This is a genomic window from Myxococcales bacterium (assembly GCA_012517325.1).
In the GTDB taxonomy this organism is placed as follows: Bacteria; Lernaellota; Lernaellaia; order Lernaellales; family Lernaellaceae; genus JAAYVF01.
Genome location: JAAYVF010000132.1, coordinates 1 through 22,303, shown reverse-complemented (window position 1 = coordinate 22,303; position 22,303 = coordinate 1). Strand labels below are relative to the sequence as shown.

The window sequence follows — 22,303 nt, the reverse complement described above, 5'->3', positions numbered from 1 at the left end:
ACCGCCGCTCAGTCGGCCTGGCATTTGACGTAACACGACCGCTGCCGGGGTCCGTCGAATTCGCAGAAGTAGATGCCTTGCCAGGTTCCCAACGCCAACCGGCCGTTTTCCACGATGACCGTCAGGCTGCATCCGACGACGCTGGATTTGGCGTGGGCCGCCGAATTGCCCTCGGCGTGGCGGAATTGCCGGTGGTCGGGGAAGGCGTGGTCCAGCGCGAACAGCAGATCGTGGATCACGCTGGGATCGGCGTTTTCGTTGATCGTCACCGCGGCGGTGGTGTGCGGCACGAAAACCGTGACGGTGCCGCTTTGCAGGCTGGCTTCACGCACGACTTCCTGTACCTGACGAGTGATATCCAGAAATTGTTCGCGGCTGGCCGTCGGGACGGTTAGCTTTTTCAGCATCGATCAGAAAGCGTAACCGAGGCTGACACCGCCGGCGAACCCGGCGTAAAAGCCAAGGTCGGCCGAGATGCGGAAATTCGGCACCGGGTAAAAACGGCAGCCGCCGAGGAAGCCGACGAGCGGCAGAACCGGCGGCAGTTCTTTGTTGGTCGGCTCGCCGATCTGTTTGCCGGCGTCGTTGGAGTCCCAGGATTTCAAATGGCCGTAAAGGAAACCGACGCCCATTGACGGACCGACGTAGGGTTCGACGGCCGGATGCACGCGCCACTTCCAGAGGATGGAAGTCGTGAAATCAGCCATGCCGAAGTTGTCGTTTTCCATCCAGTAGCGATATTTTTTCTTGTCGCCGTTCGCCCGCCAGGCGCCGTCGTCCATCATCAGCGTCCAGTTGTTGACCTGGAAGAGGGCGTCGAATTGCGTGAACCCGTAGGAAGCCCAGACACCGTAGCCGAGGGCCGAAATCGAGGTGTGTTCCTGATAGGCCATGCTCAGAAACGAATCGGGAATGAAACTGTACATGAAGTGCGCGCCCAAGGCCGGTTTCTTTTCATCCACCACCGGGGCGGATGCGGCTAATCCGGCGAAAATGAAAAGGCACACTACCGCAATCATGAAACTACGGATCCGCATGGCTGTCTCCATCCTGTGATAAACGTTATCGGCGAATCAGAATATGCCATCGATTTTTTGCTGTCAAATCCTATCGTACAAAAAGCGAAGTTAAAACCCGGCGTTGCAAATGGAAATTTTCATGTGGGCCGGAAATGCCGCTGGTTTTCGTTGCCCTTCTTTTTCCGGGATGCTATAGTTCGGTCAAATTCAGCTTCAACTATCAAAAACAAGGGGAGTTTTACATGAAGAAGAAACTGTTCTGGATGCTGTTTTGCCTGACCCTGATTCTTTTACTGGCGGCGGCGCCGACCTTCGCGGCGAAAAAGGGCAAGGGCGGCGGCGACAGCGGCGCGCCGGGTTATTTTTCACAAGGGACGATCCTGATCGCGGGCGACCTCGATTTCAACATCGCCAGCGGCAGCACTGAAATCAAACCGGACGAAGGCGACAAGGAAAGTACCGATCAATTCAAATTCAGCATGGGCGGCCTGGGCGGCTATTTCATCATCCCGCGCCTGGAGATCGGCCCCTTCCTGAACGTCGAATACACCAGTGACGAAGGCGATGACGCGACCGAAAAATCCACGACCTGGGCGATTGGTCCGCAAATCGGTTATTTCTATCCGGTCGCGAACAAATTCTCCATTTTCGGCATGTTTGGTGTCGGCTATGCCAGCACCGACGACAAAGTTGAGCCGGACGCCGAAGGCGCCAAGGACACCGAGACCGAAGGCAGCGGCTGGTTGATCCAGCCGAAGGGCGGCGTGGTTTATCATCTGAGCCACAACATCGGCCTGTCCGCCGCGTTGTATCTCGACTATTACACCGGTGACGGTTCTCAGGATGACGGGAACGCGGATCACGATTTCGATCTGACCCGCACCGAATACGGCCTGAAGATCGGTTTGCTCGGCCTGTTCAACTAAACACTTTTGTCGATGGCGAAACGGCCGGCCCAAGCGGGCCGGCCGTGCTTTTTTAAAATTCAAGAGCGCGTGGCCAGGCACGCGCTCTCAATTTTTTGCCGTGGGCAGTTTTCTGTCTTGCCCAGGACTACCTACAGCAGCCCTCGGAGCAATGGGCGATCGGGCGAAGCATGAATCTTTTCATGTTACCCTCCGTTACGGTGGTTTCTCTTGGGATTCAATGTAAAGCAGGATCCGATCTTGTCAACCAAATGCCGGTGGATACCGCGACTTTTCTTGCATCGCGCCACGGCTGCGACGCATCGCCGCAATCCCTCGGTTGAGACGTTTTTTTGCCACCTCTCTACCGGCGACCGGGATAACTGTTTGTTTGTAAAGGCAATCCAATGCTTGCCTTCTGATGCCCAACCCTGTTATCCTGAATCAAATAAGGTTTTTAAATGGAACAACCAGTCGTCGATAAAAAAAACGCCGATGATCCGTCACCGACAATCCATCACATCCTGATTGTCGACGATGAAGAAGAAAACCTCGATTTGTTGGCCTCCACGCTGCGGCGCGGCAACCGGATTTTCAAAGCCCGCAGCGCCGAACAAGCCTTGGAAATCATGGCGCAGGAAGAAATCCACCTTGTCATCACCGATCAGCGCATGCCGGGGATGACCGGCACCGAACTGTTGATTCGGCTCCAGGAAAAATATCCGGCGGTGGTCCGCATGCTGGTCACCGGCTACGGCGACATGGACGTCGCGGTGCAGGCGATCAACCAAGGCCGCGTGCATCGTTTCGCCGCGAAACCCTGGGATCCGGGCGATATCAAACAAATCGTCGCGGAAGAGCTCGAACGATACGATTTGCTTACCGGAAACGAACGGCTGACGCGGGATCTCATCGCCAAGAACCAGGAATTGCTAGCCATGAACGCCGAATTGGAACGGCAAAAAGCGGCCTTTGAGAAACTGGCCAATGAATACCGCCAGCAGCGGGAGCTGGCGATCGAAATGAGTGAAAAATTCGCGCGCGCCAATCTCGATCTCATCAAGGCGCAGGAAGAAAACAAACAGAAAAACATCAAACTCGAGACGATCAACCGCCAGCTCGAACAATTGAGCATCACCGACGGCCTGACCGGTTTTTTCAATTACCGGCAGATGTTGGTTTTGATGGACGGCGAAATCGGCCGGGCGCGGCGGTACAATCTGTTTCTGACCGTGATGATGATCGACCTGGACCGTTTCAAGATCGTCAACGACACGCACGGCCACTTGTTCGGCGATACGGTGCTGCGCACCGCGACGCGCATCATCCGGCACAACATTCGCGAAACGGATTATCCCACCCGTTACGGCGGCGACGAATTCCTGATCATCCTGCCGCACACCGGAACCGATCGCGCCATGTTTCTGGCCAAGCGGATTCAGGCGGATTTGAAGGGCCATGTCTTCGTCGCGCCGAACAACGATAAGATCCATCTGTCGGCCAGTATCGGTATCGCCTTTTTCCCACATCCGCGCGCTTCCAATCGCGAAAGCCTGATCAGCCTCGTTGATGAAGCTCTTTATCAGGCCAAGGAGCAGGGGCGCGATCGGATCGTGGTGATTCCCGGTTGAGTCGGCCGGAAGATGAAACCCGTCGGCTTTCTGACGAAAATGGCGATCTGGCTTGGTCTGGCTTCGCTTTTGCCCGCCGTCGTCATGTTGATCGTTCACACCCTTTTTCCACAAACGTCCCTGCTCGTACCGCTGCTGGCCGGAGTGACGGTTGCCCTGCTGATTTCCTTCGTTTTCGGACGCCAACACGTGCGGCGCTTGCGACTGCTGGAATCCAAGGCCAAGGAGGTCGTCGCGGGACGGCCGATCGAAGGCGCGACCGATTTCCGGGGTGAACCGGAATTGCTGGCCTTGTGGCAAAACATCAATCAGGCTTCCAAACTGATCGATACCCGTCGCCCCGAGCTCGAGCAGAAAATCCGCCGGGAAGTCGAAACCGAACTGGCCGGCGAAAAACAGCAGGTCGAAGCCTTCCTGCAGAGCATCGGCGACGGCATCAGCATCGTCGACCGCGACATGCGGGTCATTTACCTCAACGATCCGATGATCGAGGTGTTCGGCAACCAGGTCGGCGAATATTGCTACCGGGTATACGAACACAAGGGCGAGTTGTGCACCGGTTGTCCGGTGAAAATCGCCATGGAAACCGGGCAAATCCATCGCAGCCTGCGGCGGGTTTACGACAAGCACGGCAACCTGCGCTATTACGAGGCCACCGGCAGCCCGATCCGCGACCAGCAGGGGAACATCGTCGCCGGCTTGGAATTGACCCGCGATGTGACCTTGCGCATCAAGCTGGAACGCAGCGTCGAAATCCGGTCGCGGCAACTCGCGGCGGCCAATGCCGAATTGCGCCGCACCAACGAGCAGCTTCGCAAGGCCTACGAGGCGCAAAAAGAAGCCCAGATGCAGCTCGTCAATTCCGAAAAGATGGCGTCGTTGGGCGTGCTGGTTTCCGGTCTGGCGCACGAAATCAACAACCCGCTCAATTTCGTCTCGGCGTCCACCAAGCTGCTCGCCGACAACCTTCGCGTCATTTTTGAGATCATCCAGGAATACGACAATCTTCCCTTGTCGGAGGAAATGCGGCGGGAGATCGACCGGCTCAAGACCCAGGCGGAATTCGGGTATCTGACCGAGGATATCCAGAAGATCGTCAAAAACATCGCCACCGGCGCCGAACGGATGAAGACCATCGTGCAGAACCTGCGCGTCTTTTCCCGCCTGGATTCGGGCGTGCGCGAAGACGTGAATTTGTTGGAAGGCCTCGAATCCACGCTGCAACTATTGTACTACCAATACAAGGACCGGATCGAAATCGAACGTGATTTCGAGCCCTTGCCGCCCATTTCCGGCAATCCTGGGCAGCTCAATCAGGTATTCATGAATATTTTGCACAATTCCGTCCAGGCGATCCCGGCAAAAGGCAAAATCACGATCAGCACGCGATCCCGGGACGGCCTGGTGCAAGTGGCGATCCGCGATTCCGGCATCGGCATCGATCCCCAGGATATCCCGCATGTTTTCGACCCGTTTTTTACGACGAAAAAAGTGGGGGAGGGCACTGGACTGGGATTGTCGATTAGTTATGGTATAATTGAAAGTCACGGTGGCCGCCTGTGGGTGGAGAGCGAAAAAGGCGCCGGCAGCACTTTTTTCCTTGAACTCCCGGCGGTTGAACCGAAAACGAAGCAAAAGGGTGACTAATGGCGCTGAAACCGATCCATACCTTCCCCGACCCAGTCTTGCGTGAAAAAGCCAAGCCGGTCACGAAGTTCAACGACGATTTGAAAAAACTGGTGCGCGACATGGCCGAAACACTTTACGCCGCGCCGGGAGTCGGTCTGGCCGCCAATCAGGTCGGCGTGTTGCAGCAGGTCATCGTGATCGACGTCCGCGATCAGGAAGAGAACATCAACACGGGGCTGGTCGCGCTGATCAACCCCCGCATCGTTTTCGCCGAGGGCGAAGCCTCGATCGATGAAGGCTGCCTGTCGGTGCCGGAAGAACGGGCCGAAGTGCCGCGCTTCGCGCACGTCAAGGTCGAGGCGCAGGACCCCGACGGCCATCTGATGGAAATCGACGGTAAGGGCTATCTGGCCATTGTTCTGCAACACGAAATCGATCACCTGAACGGTGTTCTGTTCATCGATCACCTCAGCCCGCTGAAGCGCGCCGCCATCAAGAAACGGTTGAAGAAGCAAAAGCTTCAATCCGCCAACAACGGTTGATCCATGCGCTTTGTCTACCTCGGCACGCCGCAATACGCGGCCACCATCCTTCGCTATTTTCTGACGATGGGCGAGCGTCCTTCCCTGGTGGTGACGCAGCCCGACCGCGGCGCGGGACGGGACCGCCGTCTGGCCGCGCCCCCCGTGAAGACCGTAGCCCTGGAAGCCGGCCTTCCGATCCTGCAACCCGAAAAAATCACTCGCGCGGATCGCGAGCGGATTCTGGCCGATGAGCCGGAGGTCATCGTCGTCGCGGCTTTCGGTAAGATTTTGCGCCCGGCCTTGCTGGACGCGCCGCCCTTCGGGTGCGTTAACGCGCACGCCAGCCTGTTGCCGGCCTATCGCGGCGCGGCGCCGGTCAACTGGGCGATCGCCGACGGCCGGACGGTCACCGGCGTGACGATCATGAAAATGGACGAGGGCATCGACACCGGCCCGATTCTTTCCCAGCGTGAAGTGCCGATCGATCCCGCGGACGACGCCGGCTCGCTGCTCGAAAAACTGGCCGCTTGCGCCGGACCGCTGCTGCTCGAAACCCTGCGCGACTGGCTGGCCGATAAAATCCAGCCCCGGCCGCAACCGGCGGACGGCGCTTCCTACGCGCCGATGCTGAAAAAGGAAGACGGCCTCGTCGACTGGACCCGGCCCGCGCGGATCATCGCCGCCCGCTTGCGCGGAATGAATCCCTGGCCGGGCGCCTATACCTTCTGGCAGGGGAAGACGATCAAGCTTCTGCGGGCCGAATGCGTCGACGGCGCCGGCGCTCCGGGCACCGTCCTGCGGGCGAAAAAAGACTTGATAGTCGCCGCTGGCGAGGGCGCGCTCCGGCTGCTGTCGGTCCAGGTGGAGGGCAAGAAGGCGATGGATGCCGCCGCGTTTCTCAACGGCGTCCGCCTGTGCGAAGGCGACCGGTTGGAGGCGAAATAAGTGGCCGCCTCGGCCCGCGAAGTCGCGTTGAACGTGTTGCGCCGTATTCGTCAGCACCGCGCCTACGCCGATCTGGCCTTGAACGCCGAATTCCAGAAAAACGAACTAGCCGACCACGATCGCGGTCTGGTCACCGAGCTGGTCTACGGTGTTTTGCGGCAGCGCATCTACCTCGACTGGTTGCTCGACAACTTTTCGCGCCAGCCGATCGGCCGGATGGAAAACCGCGTGGCCGATGCGCTGCGGCTGGGTGCCTACCAACTGTTGTCTCTGGATCGGGTTCCCGAATACGCGGCGGTGGACGAATCGGTGAAACTGGCGCCGCGCCGCGCGGCGGGGCTGGTCAACGCCTTGTTGCGTACCGTGCAACGACGCAAAAACGATCTGCCCGTGCCCGCCGGAAAAGATCCGCTGGCCGTCGCGGCGATTCGCTGGTCGCATCCTCTCTGGATACTGCGCGAATGGGCGCGCCTGTTCGGCGAGGAAACGGCGGTCGCCATCGCGCAGGCCGATCAGGCCACCCCGCCGGCCGTGGTGCGCGTCAATCCGCTGCAAATGGATCGAGACGCCCTCCTGGTTGCGCTGACCGACCTGGAACCGAGCCCGACCCCTCATTCTCCCTGGGGCGTGCGGTTGCCGCGCCTGGAACCCGCCTTGCAACATCCGCTTTTGACCGCGGGAGCTTTCCTGGTGCAGGGCGAGGCGTCGCAGATCGTCGGCGATCTGCTGGACGTGCGCGCCGGCGAAAAGGTGGCGGATCTCTGCGCCGCACCCGGCGGTAAAAGCTCGTTTCTGGCGACGAAGGTCGGTCCCCAAGGCCGACTGGTGGCGGGCGATCTGCATCCGAACCGCTTGCGGTTGCTGCAATCCACGTTTCAGCGACTGGGAATCACCTGGGCGGAAGTCCGGCAACTCGACGCCGCCGCGCCGGGTGATTTTTACCGCGAACAAGGCCCGTTCGATCGGATCCTGATCGACGCGCCTTGCACCGCGCTCGGCACGCTGGCCAAGCAGCCGGAAATCAAATACCAGGCGACCGCGGGCGATCCGGCGCGACTTGCCGACCTGCAATTGGAAATCTGCCGGCGGGCAGCGGACGGATTGCGCCCCGGCGGCGTCCTGCTCTATTCGGTTTGCACGCTGACCGCGGCCGAAACGACCAGCGTGACAGAGCGGTTTCTGAACGAGCGGGCCGACTTTGTCCGGGACGATTTGCGTCCCGACTTCGCCTCGCGGTACGATGGGTTCCTACAAGCAGACGGCACCTTCCTTTCGCTGCCGCCGCGCACCGGCGCCGAGGGAATGTTTGCCGCCCGTTTCCGGAGGAAATGACATGATTATCGCGCCCAGCATTCTGTCCGCCGATTTCACCCGGCTCGGCGAGGAAATCCGCGCCGTGGAAGCCGCCGGGGCCGACTGGATCCACGTCGATGTCATGGACGGGGTTTTCGTGCCGAACATCACCATCGGCCAGCCGGTCGTGCGGTTGTTGCGGCAGGTCACGAAGCTGCCGCTGGACGTGCATCTGATGATTGTCGATCCGGGCCGCTACGTCGAGGAATTCGCGGCGGCGGGCGCGGATTACATCGTGGTCCACGAGGAAGCGTGCACGCATCTGCACCGCGTGCTGCAGCAGATCAAGGCTGCCGGCAAAAAAGCGGGCGTGTCGCTGAATCCGGCGACGCCGGTCGAGGCAATCGCCGACGTGCTGGGCGACGTCGACCTGGTGCTGCTGATGAGCGTGAATCCCGGATTCGGCGGCCAGATGTTCATCCCGCGCACACTGGAGAAGATCCGCCGGATGCGCCGCCTGCTCGTCGAGGCCGGACGGGGCGACGTGATCCTCGAAATCGACGGCGGGGTGGGGCCGGGCAACATTCGCGAGGTGTTGCAGGCCGGCGCCGACGCCTTCGTGGCCGGCAACGCGGTCTTCTCGCAACCCGACTATGCCGTGCCGATTCGCGCCATGCGCCAAGCCGAGCAAATCAAGGTTTGAATGAAATCCCCGTTTTGTTTCGCGTGAATTCTATTATATCTATATGATCGGTAGTGGCTAAAGCCCATTATGTGGCGAGTAAAAGGTCAACCGCTGGTGTAAATATACAACGATCAAACCATGAATGGACGTTGGATCGTGAAAATAGCGGTGATGTTTTTGGAAAAAGGTAAAGTCTTTTCGCGGAGCCGTCGAAACCATTAATAGACATCCGGTTGCGGACCGCGCGAAATGAGTCGCGCGTTTTCCCCGACCGATAAAGGCAAACCCGCCGCGAGGTGGGGACGCAAAGCCGACGGATCTCGCTTGTCGAGATGGCCGGGTTGCCGAAGTTGGGACCATGAACAACTTGTATTGCACATCTTTGTTTTTCCGGTCCGGCCGAATCGATCGCCAAGCCCGGATTCAATCCTTCATCCACCTCTTTTTTGTGATCGCGATCGGGTTGGCTTGGCATCGCCCGGCAGTCGCCGCCAGCCAGTGGGAAGGGACGAATGCCCTCGTCAATCCGAGCGAGGAAGTGGATTACTCACATTGCTTGAGCGCGGATGGCGATGGGCTGGCGGTGGAAATCTGCCATTACGAACGGAACTTCTTGGCGGGACGCAGATTGCCCGGCGATCTCCCCGCTCCCGGTCTGCCGGCTAATTTCAGTGAGAACCTGATCTGGGGCACCGATCTCGGTTACAGCGTCCGGGTCGGTGACGCGACTCTTTATTTCTTCGGCGATTCCATCCCGAAAAGCCGCTGGATTTCGGGTCGGCTCTGGGTCGGTGGTTCGCTCCTTGGCGTGCCGTATACGTACGATTTCAACGGCGACGGTACGCTGGATTGGGTGGAGGCCTCGGCCGACCTGGATGGAGGACTTCAATACGTTTCGGTGACCGAACAGGCCGCCTTTGATGCGTCCGGCGAGGCAACCGGCTTACTGACCGAATTCGAGCAAAACCGGATTTTTGTCGATGGTGCTCCCCGCGGGTTGGAACTTGGTTACTCCGTACCGACGGGAGTGATTCAAGTGGATGAGGAAACCATTTACTATTGGTATGGGAAGTATCTCAACAACCCGCGATGCGATCAATCGCATCTTTTGGCGATGGATGTGGCAAGCGGGGAATGGCGCCATCTGTCGTTGTTCGCCGAGAAGAAATTCATCCAGGCGGCGCCGGTCCTGGTCGAACGCGATCGACTCCCGCCGGCGAATGACGCGTGCGGGATCCCTTGGACGAAATCGGGGGAGCGTGGTTTGTTGATTTACGGCAGTGGGATGGACCTCGACAACGACCTGGATGGCGGCAGCGCGGAATCCTGGGCGGCATGCTCGCTCGATTTCAGTCTCGATTACCGCGAGAGCTCGCTTTATCTGGCCTATCTCAGCTTGGACGATCTGGAGAGCCCCCAATCGGCCGCGCGGATTTATTATTATACCGGCGATCCGAGCGAGTGTTGGGCCCGTGGGGCGATCGACGAGGCAAAGCCGATTATCGCGGAGCCGGTTTTCGGCGAGTTCTCCGTGCAACCGGTTCCTGGCACCGACTACCTGATTCTTTCCTACTCGGCCGATCGGTCGTTCAATGTCCGGGCGGCGCGGCTGGATCATCCCTGGATTTGGACCGATCCCGATCGATCGCCGCAGCAGGGGTATGGCGATTTGTTGGTGGCCGGCTCGCTCCGAATGATGGACAGTCTTCGTCTCGGCCAAACCGTGACGCTGGAAAAAGCTTTGTTCTTCAAACGGGCCGTATCGACCTGGGGTGGCTCGGTCGCGGACCCGCTGATGCTGCGCTACGGCGTTTATCTCTATTCCTCGTTTCTCGATTTCGGCCGATTGGTGCGCGGGTTGGCCGATTTGGATGCGGCCGGTTTTGAAACCTCTTGACGCCATTCCTATTTTTGACTATAAGAGGCATCCCAGGATCGGGATGTGGCTCAGCCTGGTAGAGCACCTGCTTCGGGAGTAGGGGGCCGCTGGTTCAAATCCAGTCATCCCGACTTCTTTTGTGAGGCCCGCAAGACGATGATCTTGCGGGCCTTTCTCATTGCTCACTCCCGACGATTTTCAGCTTCAGAGGCTCCGTTGCCACCTCCGTTGCCAGTTGCGCGCAAGCTGGGGTTTCAGAATCCGGCGTCGCCACCGTCGCACCTTCGGACTTCTTGGTGACGATGCTCTCCACTGTTCTCCGCCGCGCCGCCTTGTTTTCGTGGCCATACCTTTGGGTAGTGGAAAGGTGCTTGTGCCCGGCGATCTTCATGACCGCAAAAACGTCTCCCGTCTTGTCGAGAGCGGTGGTCACGAAGGTGTGCCGGAAATCATGTATCCGTATGGCCCTGAGCCCAGCCATGCGGCACACCCACTTGAGCACCTTCGCGCCTCCGTTGATGTCCAGCTTCCCACCGGCCGAGTTGTAGAAGACGTAAGGCCCCTTGAGGTGCTGATGGGCCTTGAGCAGTTCATACACGAAGCTGTTCATCTCAACCGTTCGGAACTCGCGAGTCTTGGGCGGCCCTTCGGTGCCATCTCGATCCCTTGAGCGCCGAACGCGGATCGTTCGGTCGGCGAACTGGATGTCCTCCCATCTTAGCGCGGCAGCTTCTCCTCTTCGGAGGCCCGTGTGGGCCAGAACCGCGAAGAAGCAGTGCCACTCCGGCCTGTACTTCAGGCAGGTTTCAAGGAAGAGGTCGCGCTCCTCGATGGTGAAACAGTCCTGCTCGACGGGGTCGAGCCGCAGGTCTCTGATCTTCGGCACCGAACTGATGTACCTCCAGTCGCAAGCTACGTTCATCATCTTCCTCAAGGTACCCAGACTTCTGTTGATCGTACTTGGCGAAACGACCTCGTTCTCTTGCCTTTTTTTCATCGTCTTCGTCTTCGGTGGCAGCGCCTTCAGCTTCTTCTGCATGACCGCCTTGAACTCGGCCACCTTCTCGGCGTCGATGTCGCGGATGTCCATGTCACCGAAGAAAGGCAGTAGATGGTTTCTTATATGGCTCTCCTTGTTCCTCTGCTCGCTCCGACCGTTCTCCACCAAGGCGTAGAGCTTGTAGAACCTCTCCGAGAAACCGGAGAATGTGTAGCGAACCTCTACCTCCGGCGGTGGCGGGGGATCGTTGAATCCGGGTACGTATCCGAGCCGGTCAGCTTGTCGCTTCAGTTCCGCCGCCTTCGTCTCCGCTTCTCGCCTTGTCCCCGTTGAAGAAATCTGAAGGCGGAAGCGAATTCGGTCTCCGGTCTGGTTCGTGTACCAGAACCGGCCTTGCCATCCGCCGCCTACCAGGCGCATCACTCGTGCTATTGGCTCTCGTCTTCGCATCGGAATCCTCCTTCCTGCGAGAGCCATCACTGCTATGTTGCCGATGCCATCGTAGCACATCGGTCAGCAGGAACTTCCAGGTCCGACCGTAACGGACGCCCGGCAGCTCCCCTCGTCGTGCCAGGCGCTCAACCGTCTTGGCGTCCAAGCCGAGAAGCTCGCCCAGTTCAACGGTCCCGAGGAACCGCTCGGTGGTCGGATCGAAGATCGTACTGTTCTCGTTCATAGCTCCGGCCCTCATCAGGGTCGGGAGTGCTTCCGTCTCCCCACCACGACGACCTGCCTCACGTCGTCACGGCTGCGCATGTCGCGCTCGTTAGAACTTCTGCGGGCGATTTAGGTCGGCCCGCCGACCGTCTCGCTCAGGCGGCGATCATGGGATCGCCGAACTCACCCCGGCGCGACCATCGCCGCGCCGGGGTCGTGTGATCGCGAATCACTGGTCGACTGCGATCACGGTGGGGTCGCCTTCGGGACCGGCTTCTTGTTGCTGTTGCCCGGTCGCGAGCAGGGCTTCCACGGCCTCGTCCGGGTCGAACCGGATCAGGTTCCGACCGAAGCGGTAGCTCGGGATCAGCCCTTGCTTGGCTCGCCGCAGGATCGTGTGGCGGGATAGGCCCGTTTGCCTGCCGACCTTCGCCGCGCTGACCAGATCGTTCTTCAACTTCGTGGCTTTCATGCTCACCTCACTTTGTGGTTCTTCTGGCCCTTATCTTCTTGGGAGAGTGTGGCGGCGTGAGCGTTTTGTAGGTTCTGGCTTCGGCGTGCCGTAAACGGACGGATCAAGGTTGGTCCGGGCCTACAGCTTCTCGAAAATCAACACGGGTGGCTTACAGCTCGAACGCGGGTTCATCCGCAACCCCTGCTCGCTGAAGATACAGACGACCGGCGGCGCGCATATCGCGGGGCGTCGGCGCGGCAGAACGAGAGTTTGTCAAGAGCCAGAGGCCGACGAGCCTCTGCATTAGAAGGGGAAAACGACGAAAACGACCGGCCCACCAAATCGAAGAAGCCCCAGGCTAGTCCCGGCGTTGAAGGGCGCTGAGGTGCTTCGCGATCTCGGCTTGCGCCCGGCCGTGGCCTCGGTCGACACGGTTCATCTCGCATACCGCGATCCGAACCTGTCCGTCGGGTGGTTCGCCAAGCTGCCGTGGAAGATGACCCACCACCGAACATGTACTCGCCCCGGCGACGAACTGGGCGATCCGCCGGTCGCGTGGGACGAGTTCGTCTTCCAAGGGGCGATCAAGCGAAAAGCCGTCCGGGTGCGGGCTTACATCGGCGGCGACCTCCACGGACTGATCGTCGTCGAGTTCGAGGTAGCGACCGTCCTGGGCCGCCGGGTGAACTTCAGACCGGTGCCCCCGTCCACTCTGGCCGACATCCCTCGTCGACTCGCCCGCCTGCTCGACCTGCTCGGGATCGAGCACGTGGCGCGCGAGGGCGTGGTCACCCGCCTCGACCTAGCAGTCCAGTTCCAGATCGCCGACGAGGACGAGTGGGATCGGTTCGTCGACGTGGCGGGCGGTTTGCGCGATCACTACGGCCTTGCCGACCTGTATCGTGGTCGCCGGTTTCGTCATCCTGACCCCTCCCGGCCGAAGTCGGTGACCGGTCTGGGCATGTGCCGCAAGAGCATCGGCCTGAAGGTTGCGTCATACCGGATCGACCTCCGGCATCGGCACCGGCCGGACGTAGCGGCGATGGCGTTGATGGTCGGCAAGATCGAGTTCCGTTTGATCGGCGAGGAGATCGAGGCGGCGATGTCGCCGTTTGCGCCGGACCGACGGTTGCCGCATGTGCTCGGAGGTCTGCGGTTCGCCGACGCTGTCTCCAACCAACTTCGACGACTGGGCCTGGATCACGTCGCCGATCCCGCAGCTCTGACCGACGACGAGGCGTTCGACTTGTGCGAGCACCCGAGGTTGGTCCCGAGGCTCCGTTCTCTGCTCGCCGATTGCCGCGCTCGCGGAGTTGCGGCCGTTCGGAAGCAGCCCCCGGTCATGTACCAGGGCAACAAGCGCGTTCTCAACGAGGACATAAACCAACTGATCGCTCTGGGTTTGACGCCCTACACCGTTTACCGGCATGAGGCTTTCGCGCTCTTTGATGCGATACGGTACGCCTGGTGGGTCTTCGAGGCCGTGCGGCCGTCGGCCATCGGCACCGACATCGACCTTCCGCCTCTGCCGACCAACCCTGACTACTGGGAGCACATCGCGTCGCGGCTCCGGATGATCGGCAGCACTGGCGGCAACCCGAGCGCCGAAGTACGCCGTGCCGTCTGCGGCATGGATATGACCGAGCACAAAGCGAAGAAGATGCTGCTGCCGTTGGCGAGGTCAGTAGCGGCCGACTGGGCGGCCTATGCGGCCTGCCAGGCGGCGATCTCACGCCAGGACAGCCCGAAGTCCAACGATGATCTATTCGCGTTCCTAGAGGCCGCTACGCGCGACACCGACGAGGCCCATCGACGACCTCGCGCACATGATGCGGCAGGCGGAGTTCCGGCGATCAGAAAAACACCCCGGAACTTGGCTAGGTTGCATCGCCTGCAACGTCTGGCTGCTCTCGTTATCTGGTTGTCGCACGCGGTTCCTCGTGATAAGTTCTGCAACCGACTAGGTGATGTTGATGATCGGCGGCACGGGCTCTATAGAACCCGGCGTCCGGCTCGTGCTCCACCATCAGTAAACTTCGGACAGCACCCTGTACGAAGGGGGTGACGTGACGATCAGCGGATCGGTCGATAAGTTCATCGCGCGCTGGACGGCGTCGTCCGCGCACGAGCGCCGTCACAAGGACCACTTCTTCCTGGACCTTTGCGACGCCCTCGGCGTGCCGCGCCCGGACCCGGCGGACAAGTCGGGTGACTACTGCTTCGAGCGCGCGGTCACCATCGACACGCCCGACGGCCGCTCGACGACCGGGTTCATCGACTTCTATCGGCGTGGCTCGTTTGTCTGGGAAGCGAAGCAAGGTTCTGAAGCGGGCGACGACGTGCTCGGCACCGCGCGGCGCGGTACGGCGTTGTGGGACAAGGCCATGCGCGCGGCCTACGGCCAGGCCTTGCGCTACGCGGCTTATCTGCCGGAGGGCAAGCCGCCGGTCCTCATGACGGCCGACATCGGCAACTGCTTCGAAGTGTGGTCCGGGTTCTCCGGGCACTATGGAGGCTACGGTGCGCGACACACCATCGAATTGTCGCAACTCGCCGACGCAAGCGTCCGCGACTTCTTCATCAAGGTTTTCGTCGATCCTCTTGATCTCGATCCGGCCCGGCACGCGCAGCGCGTTACCCGCGAGGTCGCGGCGAAGCTGGCCGACCTCGCCCGCGATCTGGAAAAGTCAAAGCACGATCCGGAACTGGTCGCGCAGTTCCTCATGCGCTGCCTGTTCACCATGTTCGCCGAAGACGTGGGCCTGCTGCCGGAGAAGCTCTTCACGCGCGCCGTCGAGGAGCGGTGGCAGCCCGAACCACGCCGGTTCCAGCACGAGGTCGAGCAGCTCTGGAAGGCGATGAACGACGGCTTACCGTTTGGCTTCGAGGCTAAGCTGCTTCGCTTCAACGGCGGCCTGTTCAAGAACTGCCGGTCGATCCCCATGACCGCCGAGCAGCTTCAGCTTCTACTCGACGCCGCGAAGTGCGACTGGTCGAACGTCGAGCCGACGATCTTCGGCACGCTACTCGAACGCGCCCTCGACCCCTTCGAGCGGCAGAAGCTCGGCGCGCACTTCACGCCGCGCGAGTATATCGAGCGCCTAGTGCGCCCCGCCGTCATCGAGCCGCTGCGAGCCGAATGGGTGATCGCGCAGGCGCAGGCGCGGCAGCTCGTCGACAAGGGCGACGCCGAGCCCACCGCCGACGACCGTAAAAAGGCGGCGACCGCAATTCGCGCGTTCCACGACAAGCTTGTTCAGACCCGCGTGCTCGATCCGGCGTGCGGCAGCGGAAACTTCCTCTTCGTCACCCTCGATCTGTTCAAGCAGATCGAGGCCGAGGTGTTGCGCGAATTAGCCGACTTGGGCGTCACACAGGCCGCCTTCGAGTTGGAAGGCGTCATGGTGAACCCCGGCCAATTCCTCGGCATCGAGATCAACCCGCGCGCCCGCGAGATCGCCGACCTCGTGCTGTGGATCGGCTACTTGCAGTGGTATCGCCGCGTCCACGGCGATCTGCGACCGGCGGAGCCGGTGTTGCGCGAGTATAAGAACATCGTCTGCCGCGACGCCGTGCTGGTCTACGACGACATCCGCCCGCGCGTCGACGAAAACAGCAAGCCGATCACGACCTGGGATCAACGCACCTTCAAGACGCATCCGATCACCGGCAAGGAAGTACCCGACGAGGATGCTCGCGTGCCGGTGCTCGACTACATCAACGCACGCCCCGCTGAGTGGCCCGAGGCCGACTTCATCGTTAGCAACCCGCCGTTCATCGGCAACTGGCTGATGAGGCAGGCGCTCGGTGATGGTTACGCCGAGACCGTGCGTGCGAATTATCCGGACGTGCCTGAAAGCTGCGACTTCGTCATGTACTGGTGGGAGAAGGCTGCGGTGCTGGCGCGGCAGGGCAAGGTCAAGCGCTTCGGCTTCATCACGACAAACAGCCTGCGCCAGACCTTCAGTCGTCGTGTTCTCGCCCGCCACCTTGAAGGCGATCCGCCGTTGTCTCTGACCTTTGCCATCCCGGATCATCCATGGGTGGACAGTGCCGAGGGCGCGGCGGTGCGGATCGCGATGACGGTCGGCGAAGCGGGTAAGCGCACCGGCAGGCTCTTGACGGTGAAGAAGGAAGTAGAGACCGGCGACATCGCCGTGGTCGTGATTTTCGATCAGAAGATCGGGGGTCTGAACGCCGATCTGACCGTAGGTGCAGATGTTACTCAAGCCGTTCCTCTACGGAGCAACGAAAACCTGAGCAACCCTGGCGTCAAACTCCACGGAGCCGGTTTCATCGTCACGCCGGAAGAAGCGGTGAAGCTCGGCCTCGGGAACGTCGCGGGCCTTGAACGCCATATTCGCTTGTACCTGAATGGCAAGGATGTGATGCAGAAGCCCCGCAAGGTGATGGTCATCGACCTTTTTGGCCTTGGATCAAACGAAGTCCGAGACAAGTTTCCTTCGGCCTACCAGTGGGTCTATGAACGGGTGAAGCCGGAGAGAGACACCAAGGCCGACGGCGGCACGAAGGACTCCCAGCAGTACGCGAGGGATTGGTGGTTGTTCGGAAAACCGCGCCCCGAACTCCGTAAAGCGCTCTCAGGGCTCCGGCGCTACATCGCCACGACTGAGACGGCCAAGCACCGCGTGTTTCAGTTTCTCGATACCTCGATCTTACCGGACAACATGTTGGTGAACATCGCCCTCGACGATGCCTATTTCCTCGGGATCGTTTCGAGTCGGTTTCACGTGACATGGTCTTTGATTTCCGGCGGTACTCTTGAAGATCGTCCACGCTACAATAAAACTCGCTGCTTCGATCCTTTCCCTTTCCCCGACGCCGCCGACGATCAGAAAGCGCGAATCCGCGAAGTCGGTGAGCGACTCGATGCACTCCGCAAGTGCGTACAGGCCGATCACCCGGACGCGACGCTGACCGGTATGTACAACGCGCTGGAGCGGCTACGCCAGATCGAACGCGAGGGCGGCCCGGCGCTGACTGAGAAGGAGCGCGCCTTCCACGAGAAGGCGCTCGTCGGTGTGCTCAAGCAGTTGCACGACGAACTAGACGCGGCAGTCGCCGACGCCTACGGCTGGCCCGTTGATCTGCCGGACGACGAACTGCTCGCGCGCCTCGTCGCCCTCAACCATGAACGCGCCGAAGAGGAGAAGCGCGGGATCGTCCGTTGGCTCCGGCCGGACTTCCAGAACCCGACCGGCAAGACCGCAGCCGTCCAACCGCAACTCGACGGCCTGTCCGTACCCGAGAAGGTGGCGACGCCGACCGGCCCGCAACCTTGGCCGAAGTCCGTTCCGGACCAACTCAAGGCGATCCGCGATCTTCTCGCTTCGCGCCCCGGATCATGGTCCGTCGACGATGTCGCCGCCGCGTTCAAGGGTGCGCGTAAAACTGCGGTCGAAAAGCACTTGGTCACCCTGGCGGCGCTGGGGGTTCTCATCTCCAACGCGGATAAAGACGAAATGCGGTGGGGTGTTCTCGGCCACACTATAAAAAAGGTTTGAACATGGACCGGGACAGCTTCAAGTTCAATCTTCGTCGCCTGATAGAAAAGGCGAAGAAGTTCCCGTTCAAGGCGGAGGGTGTCACGGTCTCTCTCCCCTTGGTTTCGATCAAGGTAATACCGGATCGAGTCGAGCGAGATGTCGCTCGGGAAGTCGTCATCCGCCTGGCCGACAAGCGGGTCCTGAACGCATGGGAGTGCTGCGACGGCTGCATCAAAAACGCGATGGATTCGATCCAAGAGATTCGGAATTTTCTTGTGGACATGGAGGTGAAGCTCAAGGACAAAACCGACACGGCTCTTTATCTGCTCATCGAGTTCATGCTGGAAGGCGTGCGGCAGTTCTTGTCCTACACGGAAACGCAAGGACCGCAACTTCAACGCCAAGGCTACTTCGATGCCCTGAACATCTTGAGGCCTCATCTGTATCGGTGCCTCTCCCAGGTAGCCCTCGTTGCCAACATGGAAATGCCGACCATTCCCACCCACATGCGCTTCGACTTGAAGTGGGACGAGCGCCATTACTTGAAGGATTCCACTTCCGACCCGCAGGGACCGAAGGAACTTCCGAGCAATGTCATCCCCATCCGGGGCAGCAAGCTCGGTAAGCGCGTGAAGGTCGTTGGGAGCGGAAACGTTGTCGCAGGCGGCGACATCAACGTGGCTGGCGACATGAACATAAAGTACGCGAGTGGCCGGGGGAAGAAGTCGCCCCCGATCATCATCGCGGGCACGGTGGCCACCGACGCCTACCGCTATAACTACCTGGAACACCTCGTCGGACGTTACAACGAGTACAAGAAGGCAGAGTGCGACCGAACGGGCCAGGCGATGAAGTACGCCTTGATCCGGAACGCCTACCTGCGGGAGTTTGGGTGCAAGGTGAAGGACACGCCGCTGGACCGGTTCGAGGACGCCGTGGCCTACCTTCAGTATCGGATCGCCGACACCGCCCTGGGGCGCAACTACCGAAAACAGGGTCGACGCCTTTTTTCGACGTTTGAGGAGTTCTGCCAGAAGTGATCCGCTTGGTACTCGACATGAACGGGATCATCGGCACCCTAGAGGGTGAAAGTGACGCTTGGGTGCGATTGCTCCGGAGCGGCATCCTGCACCAGATAGACCTCCGAGTTACATCGGTTGCAGCGGTGGAGGTTGCAGAAGATCACGATAGCGCCCGGCGCGAACGTCGGATGAGACAAGTCCAAGGTTTCCCGCCGATCCTCGACGGCTCCTCGGTTGAGGTGGGGCGGCTCGTTCCCGAAATTTACACCCTCGTCTTCGGCACGAAGAGCCCCGAGTCCCGCTCGCGGTCGAACCGCGAGGCAGATGCTCGGCACCTCGCCGAGGCCATCGTGGGACGGGCGGATATTTTTGTGACCCTGGATCAGGAAATCCTCGACGCGAGCGAGCGCCTCACCAGCCAACACGGCCTTCGGGTCCGGACGCCAGAGTCAGTTCTATCCGAGATGGTGGCCCAGAGACCAGTCGTCAGTGGTGCGCTTCCCCTCCCGAACATACTGATTCGCTTCGCAAAGGGGGATGAGTTCACGGCGGCCCGCGCTCTCGTCGAGCCTATCGCAAAAATCTATCCAGCCTTCGACGACTGGTTCGGGAATATCTGGGGTGATCCAGCCGCGCAGCGAAAGGTGGCCACCGTCGACGACCGACTCGCCGCCATCTCCATCTCGAAGCCCAAGAGCGCCGACGGTAAGGTTGTGAAGCTCAGCACCTTCTTCGTCGGGGATGCAAACCGAGACAACGGCGTCGGGCAGCATCTACTGTTCCACGAGATCAGAGCCTGGGCGCAGCGGGGTGTGCGTAAGGTCATGGTCACGGTTTCGTCAAAGGAATCGGAACTCGTGGCGTTCTTCCGGTCCTTTGGGTTCCTCGTCGAAGGGGTCTCTCCTCGTCGATACGACGATGCAACCATGGAGATTATCCTGGCGCGCCACTTTCTCTATGGCGAGTATGGCCTGGCTCAGATGCCTGACTTGGCGCAAGAGATAGCAAAGGTCCTGGGTTACCCGGTCGTAGCAGATGACGGGCTGGGACATCTCGACGGGACCCCGGTCGTCCCGGCCTCTCTAAATCCCGAGCCCGTTCGCTTCGGTTCTCTTAGTATTTCGGTGGCTGGTGATTGGCCCCCCGAAGCACCTCAAGGAAGGCCGGTCCTTTCAGTAATATGGCATAATGGGGATGAGGAACGACGGGCAACCTGGGATGAACTGGACATCGAAGCGCGGTTGTATCCAGTGCGCTTGGCCTTTGAGGACCGGGATGCCTTTATTATCCCAATAAAAATGCGATGGGCGAAAGCCCTGTTTGAGTGGCGAGAAGCACAGCTTGCGCTCTTCGGACCTGAAGCAGATAAGCGCTTCCTCCGTGTCGACAACGTGTACTACTTTCGGCCGCGCCACGAAGGGCGGTTGCGGCGCGGGTCGCCGGTGCTTTTCTACGTCACGGACTCGCCGCGCGCAGCCGTCGGCATCGTGGGCAGCGCCTTAGTGGAGTCCGTTGAGGTTGAGGACCCGGAGACGTTGTTCATCCGCTACGGCGACCTTGGCATTTACACGGTTGCCGAAATCTGCAACCACCTCAATGCCGACGGTCATGCTATGGCTGTAAGGTTCACTTGGTTCGAGGCGTTCGAGCGTCCGATCACCTTAGATCGGATCAAGAAGTTCGTGAAGGGCTTCAACCCTATCTCCGCTTTTCGTATCCCATATAATCTTTACGGCGCGTTGAGCGGAGACGGAGGGCACCCGAAGTGAAGGTTCTGCTTCTCTCGATCAAACCCGAGTACGCTAACAAAATTCTTGACGGCGAGAAGTCCATCGAGTTTCGCCGGGTCCGACCGAACGTAGAGGCGGGCGACTTGTGCCTTATCTACGCATCAGGAGCGCAGCGCGCCCTCATCGGAGCGTTCGAGGTTGGCGGTGTGGTGGAAACCTCGGCTCCCAACATGTGGAGGAAGTGGGGTAAGCACGCTGGGGCGGATCGCGCGACGTTCATGAACTACTTCGATGGCTCGAAAAGTGCTTATGGAATCTTGATCCGAAATTCCGAACGTCTAAAGAAAGAAATCCCGCTGGTGAGTTTGCGGAAGCTGTTCACGGGGTTCCGTCCACCTCAGTCCTTCCGTTACTTGTCAACCGAGCAAGTAGATCATCGAACCCTTCTTCGGCGGGTTTTTTGCGACCTCGACGGCCGACTCCCGCATCCTGTTCTTTAGCTTTTACCGACGGTAAGAACTGCTCTCCGCGTTCCAGCTTGCAAGTCGGTCGCAGCCCGACGATAATATTTTCGCATCAACGTGAAGTGTTGGCTTTTTGCTCTTCGGAGCTGGCGGTCTAGTCACCCGCGAACGAGAGCCTGCGCTGATCGTGATGCAACAACCGCGTCGCATAACGCCGCCTGCAAGCGTTGTGCTGACTACACAGCGCCTCTACGGGAGGGGCGCTTGTGGTGCTGCGACGCGGGCCACTTGTCGCCCCTTTTTTTTGGGGGCGAAGAGCAGGAGGCGTCATGCAGATCAGAATCTCAGCTTATTGGCTAGCGGTTCTTAGTTTAGTGCTCCTCGGCCTCTTCTTGGGTTGCGGCAAGGACGACGGCGGCAGTACGACGAACATCTACACGAACCCCGATGACGACGATACGACCGGCGGGGATGACGACGACAACACATCAGACGACGATGATGACGATGATACGTCGCCGGGCGACGACGATGACGACGACGACAGCACGTCAAATACGATAGGCGGGAAGGTCTTCGTGTACGTCGGCAACGCGGCGGGCTCCACCATCCCCCTCTACCCCTACCTTCAGGTCGAGGCGCTCGACAACGTCACGCTGTCGTCGTTCTCCCCGGCGGTGACGACTACCACGAGCGAGAGCGGGTACTTCACGCTGACGCTGCCGGAGGGCACCGGTGAGGTCGCGCTACGCCTCGGTCAGCACTTCGACGAGGACCCGTACTCCTCCGTCCTCGTGTTCGATGTGGCGGCGGGCACGACTGCGTAGTGTCCCCCCGAAAGCAAGACAGATTTAGGCGGCTTTTAGGGTGAGGTAAGCCGCTTCGACCTCGTTCGGCGTCCGGTAACCGAGCGCCGAGTGGATTCGTTTTTCATTGTACCAGCGGACATATTGGTCGAT

The 22,303-nt window shown here is 60.1% G+C and carries 18 protein-coding genes, 1 tRNA gene, 1 pseudogene and 1 riboswitch; of the genes and pseudogenes, 15 read left to right on the top strand and 5 right to left on the bottom strand.

Going from position 1 to position 22,303, the window contains the following annotated elements; genetic code table 11:
* Positions 1-8: 8 nt before the first annotated feature.
* Positions 9-407 (bottom strand): YjbQ family protein, encoded by a 399-nt coding sequence (locus GX444_21250; GenBank protein NLH51110.1) that lies wholly within the window; start codon positions 405-407, stop codon positions 9-11.
* A 3-nt stretch (positions 408-410) separates the two neighbouring features.
* Positions 411-1,037 carry a hypothetical protein gene (locus GX444_21245; GenBank protein ID NLH51109.1) on the bottom strand — a complete coding sequence of 209 codons (627 nt, stop codon included), beginning with the start codon at positions 1,035-1,037 and terminating at the stop codon, positions 411-413.
* A 224-nt stretch (positions 1,038-1,261) separates the two neighbouring features.
* Here GX444_21245 and GX444_21240 point away from each other — a divergent pair, with 224 nt between their 5' ends.
* The 9 genes from GX444_21240 (at position 1,262) to GX444_21200 (ending at position 10,641) form a co-directional block, all read left to right on the top strand.
* Positions 1,262-1,945 (top strand): porin family protein, encoded by a 684-nt coding sequence (locus tag GX444_21240; protein ID NLH51108.1) that lies wholly within the window; start codon positions 1,262-1,264, stop codon positions 1,943-1,945.
* Positions 1,946-2,385: 440 nt separating this feature from the next.
* The gene (locus GX444_21235; GenBank protein ID NLH51107.1) at positions 2,386-3,555 is read left to right on the top strand and encodes a diguanylate cyclase; all 1,170 of its coding nucleotides are present in this window, start codon (positions 2,386-2,388) and stop codon (positions 3,553-3,555) included.
* A 12-nt stretch (positions 3,556-3,567) separates the two neighbouring features.
* Positions 3,568-5,202: a PAS domain S-box protein gene (locus tag GX444_21230; GenBank protein NLH51106.1), complete on the top strand. Its 1,635-nt coding sequence runs from the start codon at positions 3,568-3,570 to the stop codon at positions 5,200-5,202.
* A complete protein-coding gene (gene def / locus GX444_21225; GenBank protein NLH51105.1) occupies positions 5,202-5,726 on the top strand; it encodes a peptide deformylase in 525 nt (174 codons plus the stop codon). Before GX444_21230 ends, def begins: the two co-directional genes overlap by 1 nt.
* Before the next feature lie 3 nt (positions 5,727-5,729).
* Positions 5,730-6,653, top strand: coding sequence for a methionyl-tRNA formyltransferase (locus GX444_21220; GenBank protein NLH51104.1), 924 nt, complete (start codon positions 5,730-5,732; stop codon positions 6,651-6,653).
* On the top strand, positions 6,654-7,985 hold the full coding sequence (gene rsmB, locus GX444_21215; protein NLH51103.1) for a 16S rRNA (cytosine(967)-C(5))-methyltransferase RsmB: 1,332 nt from the start codon (positions 6,654-6,656) through the stop codon (positions 7,983-7,985).
* 1 nt (position 7,986) lies between these two features.
* Positions 7,987-8,649 carry a ribulose-phosphate 3-epimerase gene (locus GX444_21210; GenBank protein NLH51102.1) on the top strand — a complete coding sequence of 221 codons (663 nt, stop codon included), beginning with the start codon at positions 7,987-7,989 and terminating at the stop codon, positions 8,647-8,649.
* 251 nt (positions 8,650-8,900) lie between these two features.
* Positions 8,901-8,980, top strand: a riboswitch (cyclic di-GMP riboswitch).
* Positions 8,981-9,094: 114 nt separating this feature from the next.
* Positions 9,095-10,528, top strand: a complete 1,434-nt coding sequence (locus tag GX444_21205) for a hypothetical protein (GenBank protein NLH51101.1) — start codon at positions 9,095-9,097, stop codon at positions 10,526-10,528.
* 39 nt (positions 10,529-10,567) lie between these two features.
* Positions 10,568-10,641, top strand: a tRNA-Pro gene (locus GX444_21200).
* 44 nt (positions 10,642-10,685) lie between these two features.
* Here the strand turns inward: GX444_21200 and GX444_21195 are convergent.
* Together GX444_21195 and GX444_21190 are read right to left on the bottom strand one after the other, a co-directional pair.
* Positions 10,686-11,933, bottom strand: coding sequence for a site-specific integrase (locus tag GX444_21195; protein NLH51100.1), 1,248 nt, complete (start codon positions 11,931-11,933; stop codon positions 10,686-10,688).
* Positions 11,934-12,396: 463 nt separating this feature from the next.
* Positions 12,397-12,639, bottom strand: coding sequence for a helix-turn-helix domain-containing protein (locus GX444_21190; GenBank protein NLH51099.1), 243 nt, complete (start codon positions 12,637-12,639; stop codon positions 12,397-12,399).
* 352 nt (positions 12,640-12,991) lie between these two features.
* Here GX444_21190 and GX444_21185 point away from each other — a divergent pair, with 352 nt between their 5' ends.
* From GX444_21185 to GX444_21160, 6 genes and pseudogenes are all read left to right on the top strand, one after another.
* Complete coding sequence (locus GX444_21185; GenBank protein NLH51098.1) at positions 12,992-14,686, top strand: hypothetical protein; 1,695 nt, start codon at positions 12,992-12,994, stop codon at positions 14,684-14,686.
* Position 14,687: 1 nt separating this feature from the next.
* The gene (locus GX444_21180) at positions 14,688-18,146 is read left to right on the top strand and encodes a class I SAM-dependent DNA methyltransferase (GenBank protein ID NLH51097.1); all 3,459 of its coding nucleotides are present in this window, start codon (positions 14,688-14,690) and stop codon (positions 18,144-18,146) included.
* Between the two features lie 2 nt (positions 18,147-18,148).
* Positions 18,149-19,168, top strand: coding sequence for a hypothetical protein (locus GX444_21175; protein NLH51096.1), 1,020 nt, complete (start codon positions 18,149-18,151; stop codon positions 19,166-19,168).
* Positions 19,165-20,919: a hypothetical protein gene (locus tag GX444_21170; GenBank protein ID NLH51095.1), complete on the top strand. Its 1,755-nt coding sequence runs from the start codon at positions 19,165-19,167 to the stop codon at positions 20,917-20,919. The genes GX444_21175 and GX444_21170 overlap by 4 nt, the downstream gene beginning before the upstream one ends.
* On the top strand, positions 20,916-21,380 hold the full coding sequence (locus GX444_21165; protein NLH51094.1) for an ASCH domain-containing protein: 465 nt from the start codon (positions 20,916-20,918) through the stop codon (positions 21,378-21,380). The genes GX444_21170 and GX444_21165 overlap by 4 nt, the downstream gene beginning before the upstream one ends.
* A gap of 404 nt (positions 21,381-21,784) precedes the next feature.
* Positions 21,785-21,889, top strand: a pseudogene (locus GX444_21160) (AAA family ATPase).
* Positions 21,890-22,195: 306 nt separating this feature from the next.
* Here the strand turns inward: GX444_21160 and GX444_21155 are convergent.
* On the bottom strand, positions 22,196-22,303 hold a 108-nt coding region (locus GX444_21155; GenBank protein NLH51093.1), incomplete at its 5' end, for a transposase.

What these genes read in the sequence shown, in the direction of transcription:
- GX444_21250 (NLH51110.1), bottom strand. Translation starts at nt 407, where the DNA reads ATGCTGAAAAAGCTAACCGTCCCGACGGCCAGCCGCGAACAATTTCTG.
- GX444_21245 (NLH51109.1), bottom strand. Translation starts at nt 1,037, where the DNA reads ATGCGGATCCGTAGTTTCATGATTGCGGTAGTGTGCCTTTTCATTTTC.
- GX444_21240 (NLH51108.1), top strand. Translation starts at nt 1,262, where the DNA reads ATGAAGAAGAAACTGTTCTGGATGCTGTTTTGCCTGACCCTGATTCTT.
- GX444_21235 (NLH51107.1), top strand. Translation starts at nt 2,386, where the DNA reads ATGGAACAACCAGTCGTCGATAAAAAAAACGCCGATGATCCGTCACCG.
- GX444_21230 (NLH51106.1), top strand. Translation starts at nt 3,568, where the DNA reads ATGAAACCCGTCGGCTTTCTGACGAAAATGGCGATCTGGCTTGGTCTG.
- def (NLH51105.1), top strand. Translation starts at nt 5,202, where the DNA reads ATGGCGCTGAAACCGATCCATACCTTCCCCGACCCAGTCTTGCGTGAA.
- GX444_21220 (NLH51104.1), top strand. Translation starts at nt 5,730, where the DNA reads ATGCGCTTTGTCTACCTCGGCACGCCGCAATACGCGGCCACCATCCTT.
- GX444_21210 (NLH51102.1), top strand. Translation starts at nt 7,987, where the DNA reads ATGATTATCGCGCCCAGCATTCTGTCCGCCGATTTCACCCGGCTCGGC.
- GX444_21190 (NLH51099.1), bottom strand. Translation starts at nt 12,639, where the DNA reads ATGAAAGCCACGAAGTTGAAGAACGATCTGGTCAGCGCGGCGAAGGTC.
- GX444_21175 (NLH51096.1), top strand. Translation starts at nt 18,149, where the DNA reads ATGGACCGGGACAGCTTCAAGTTCAATCTTCGTCGCCTGATAGAAAAG.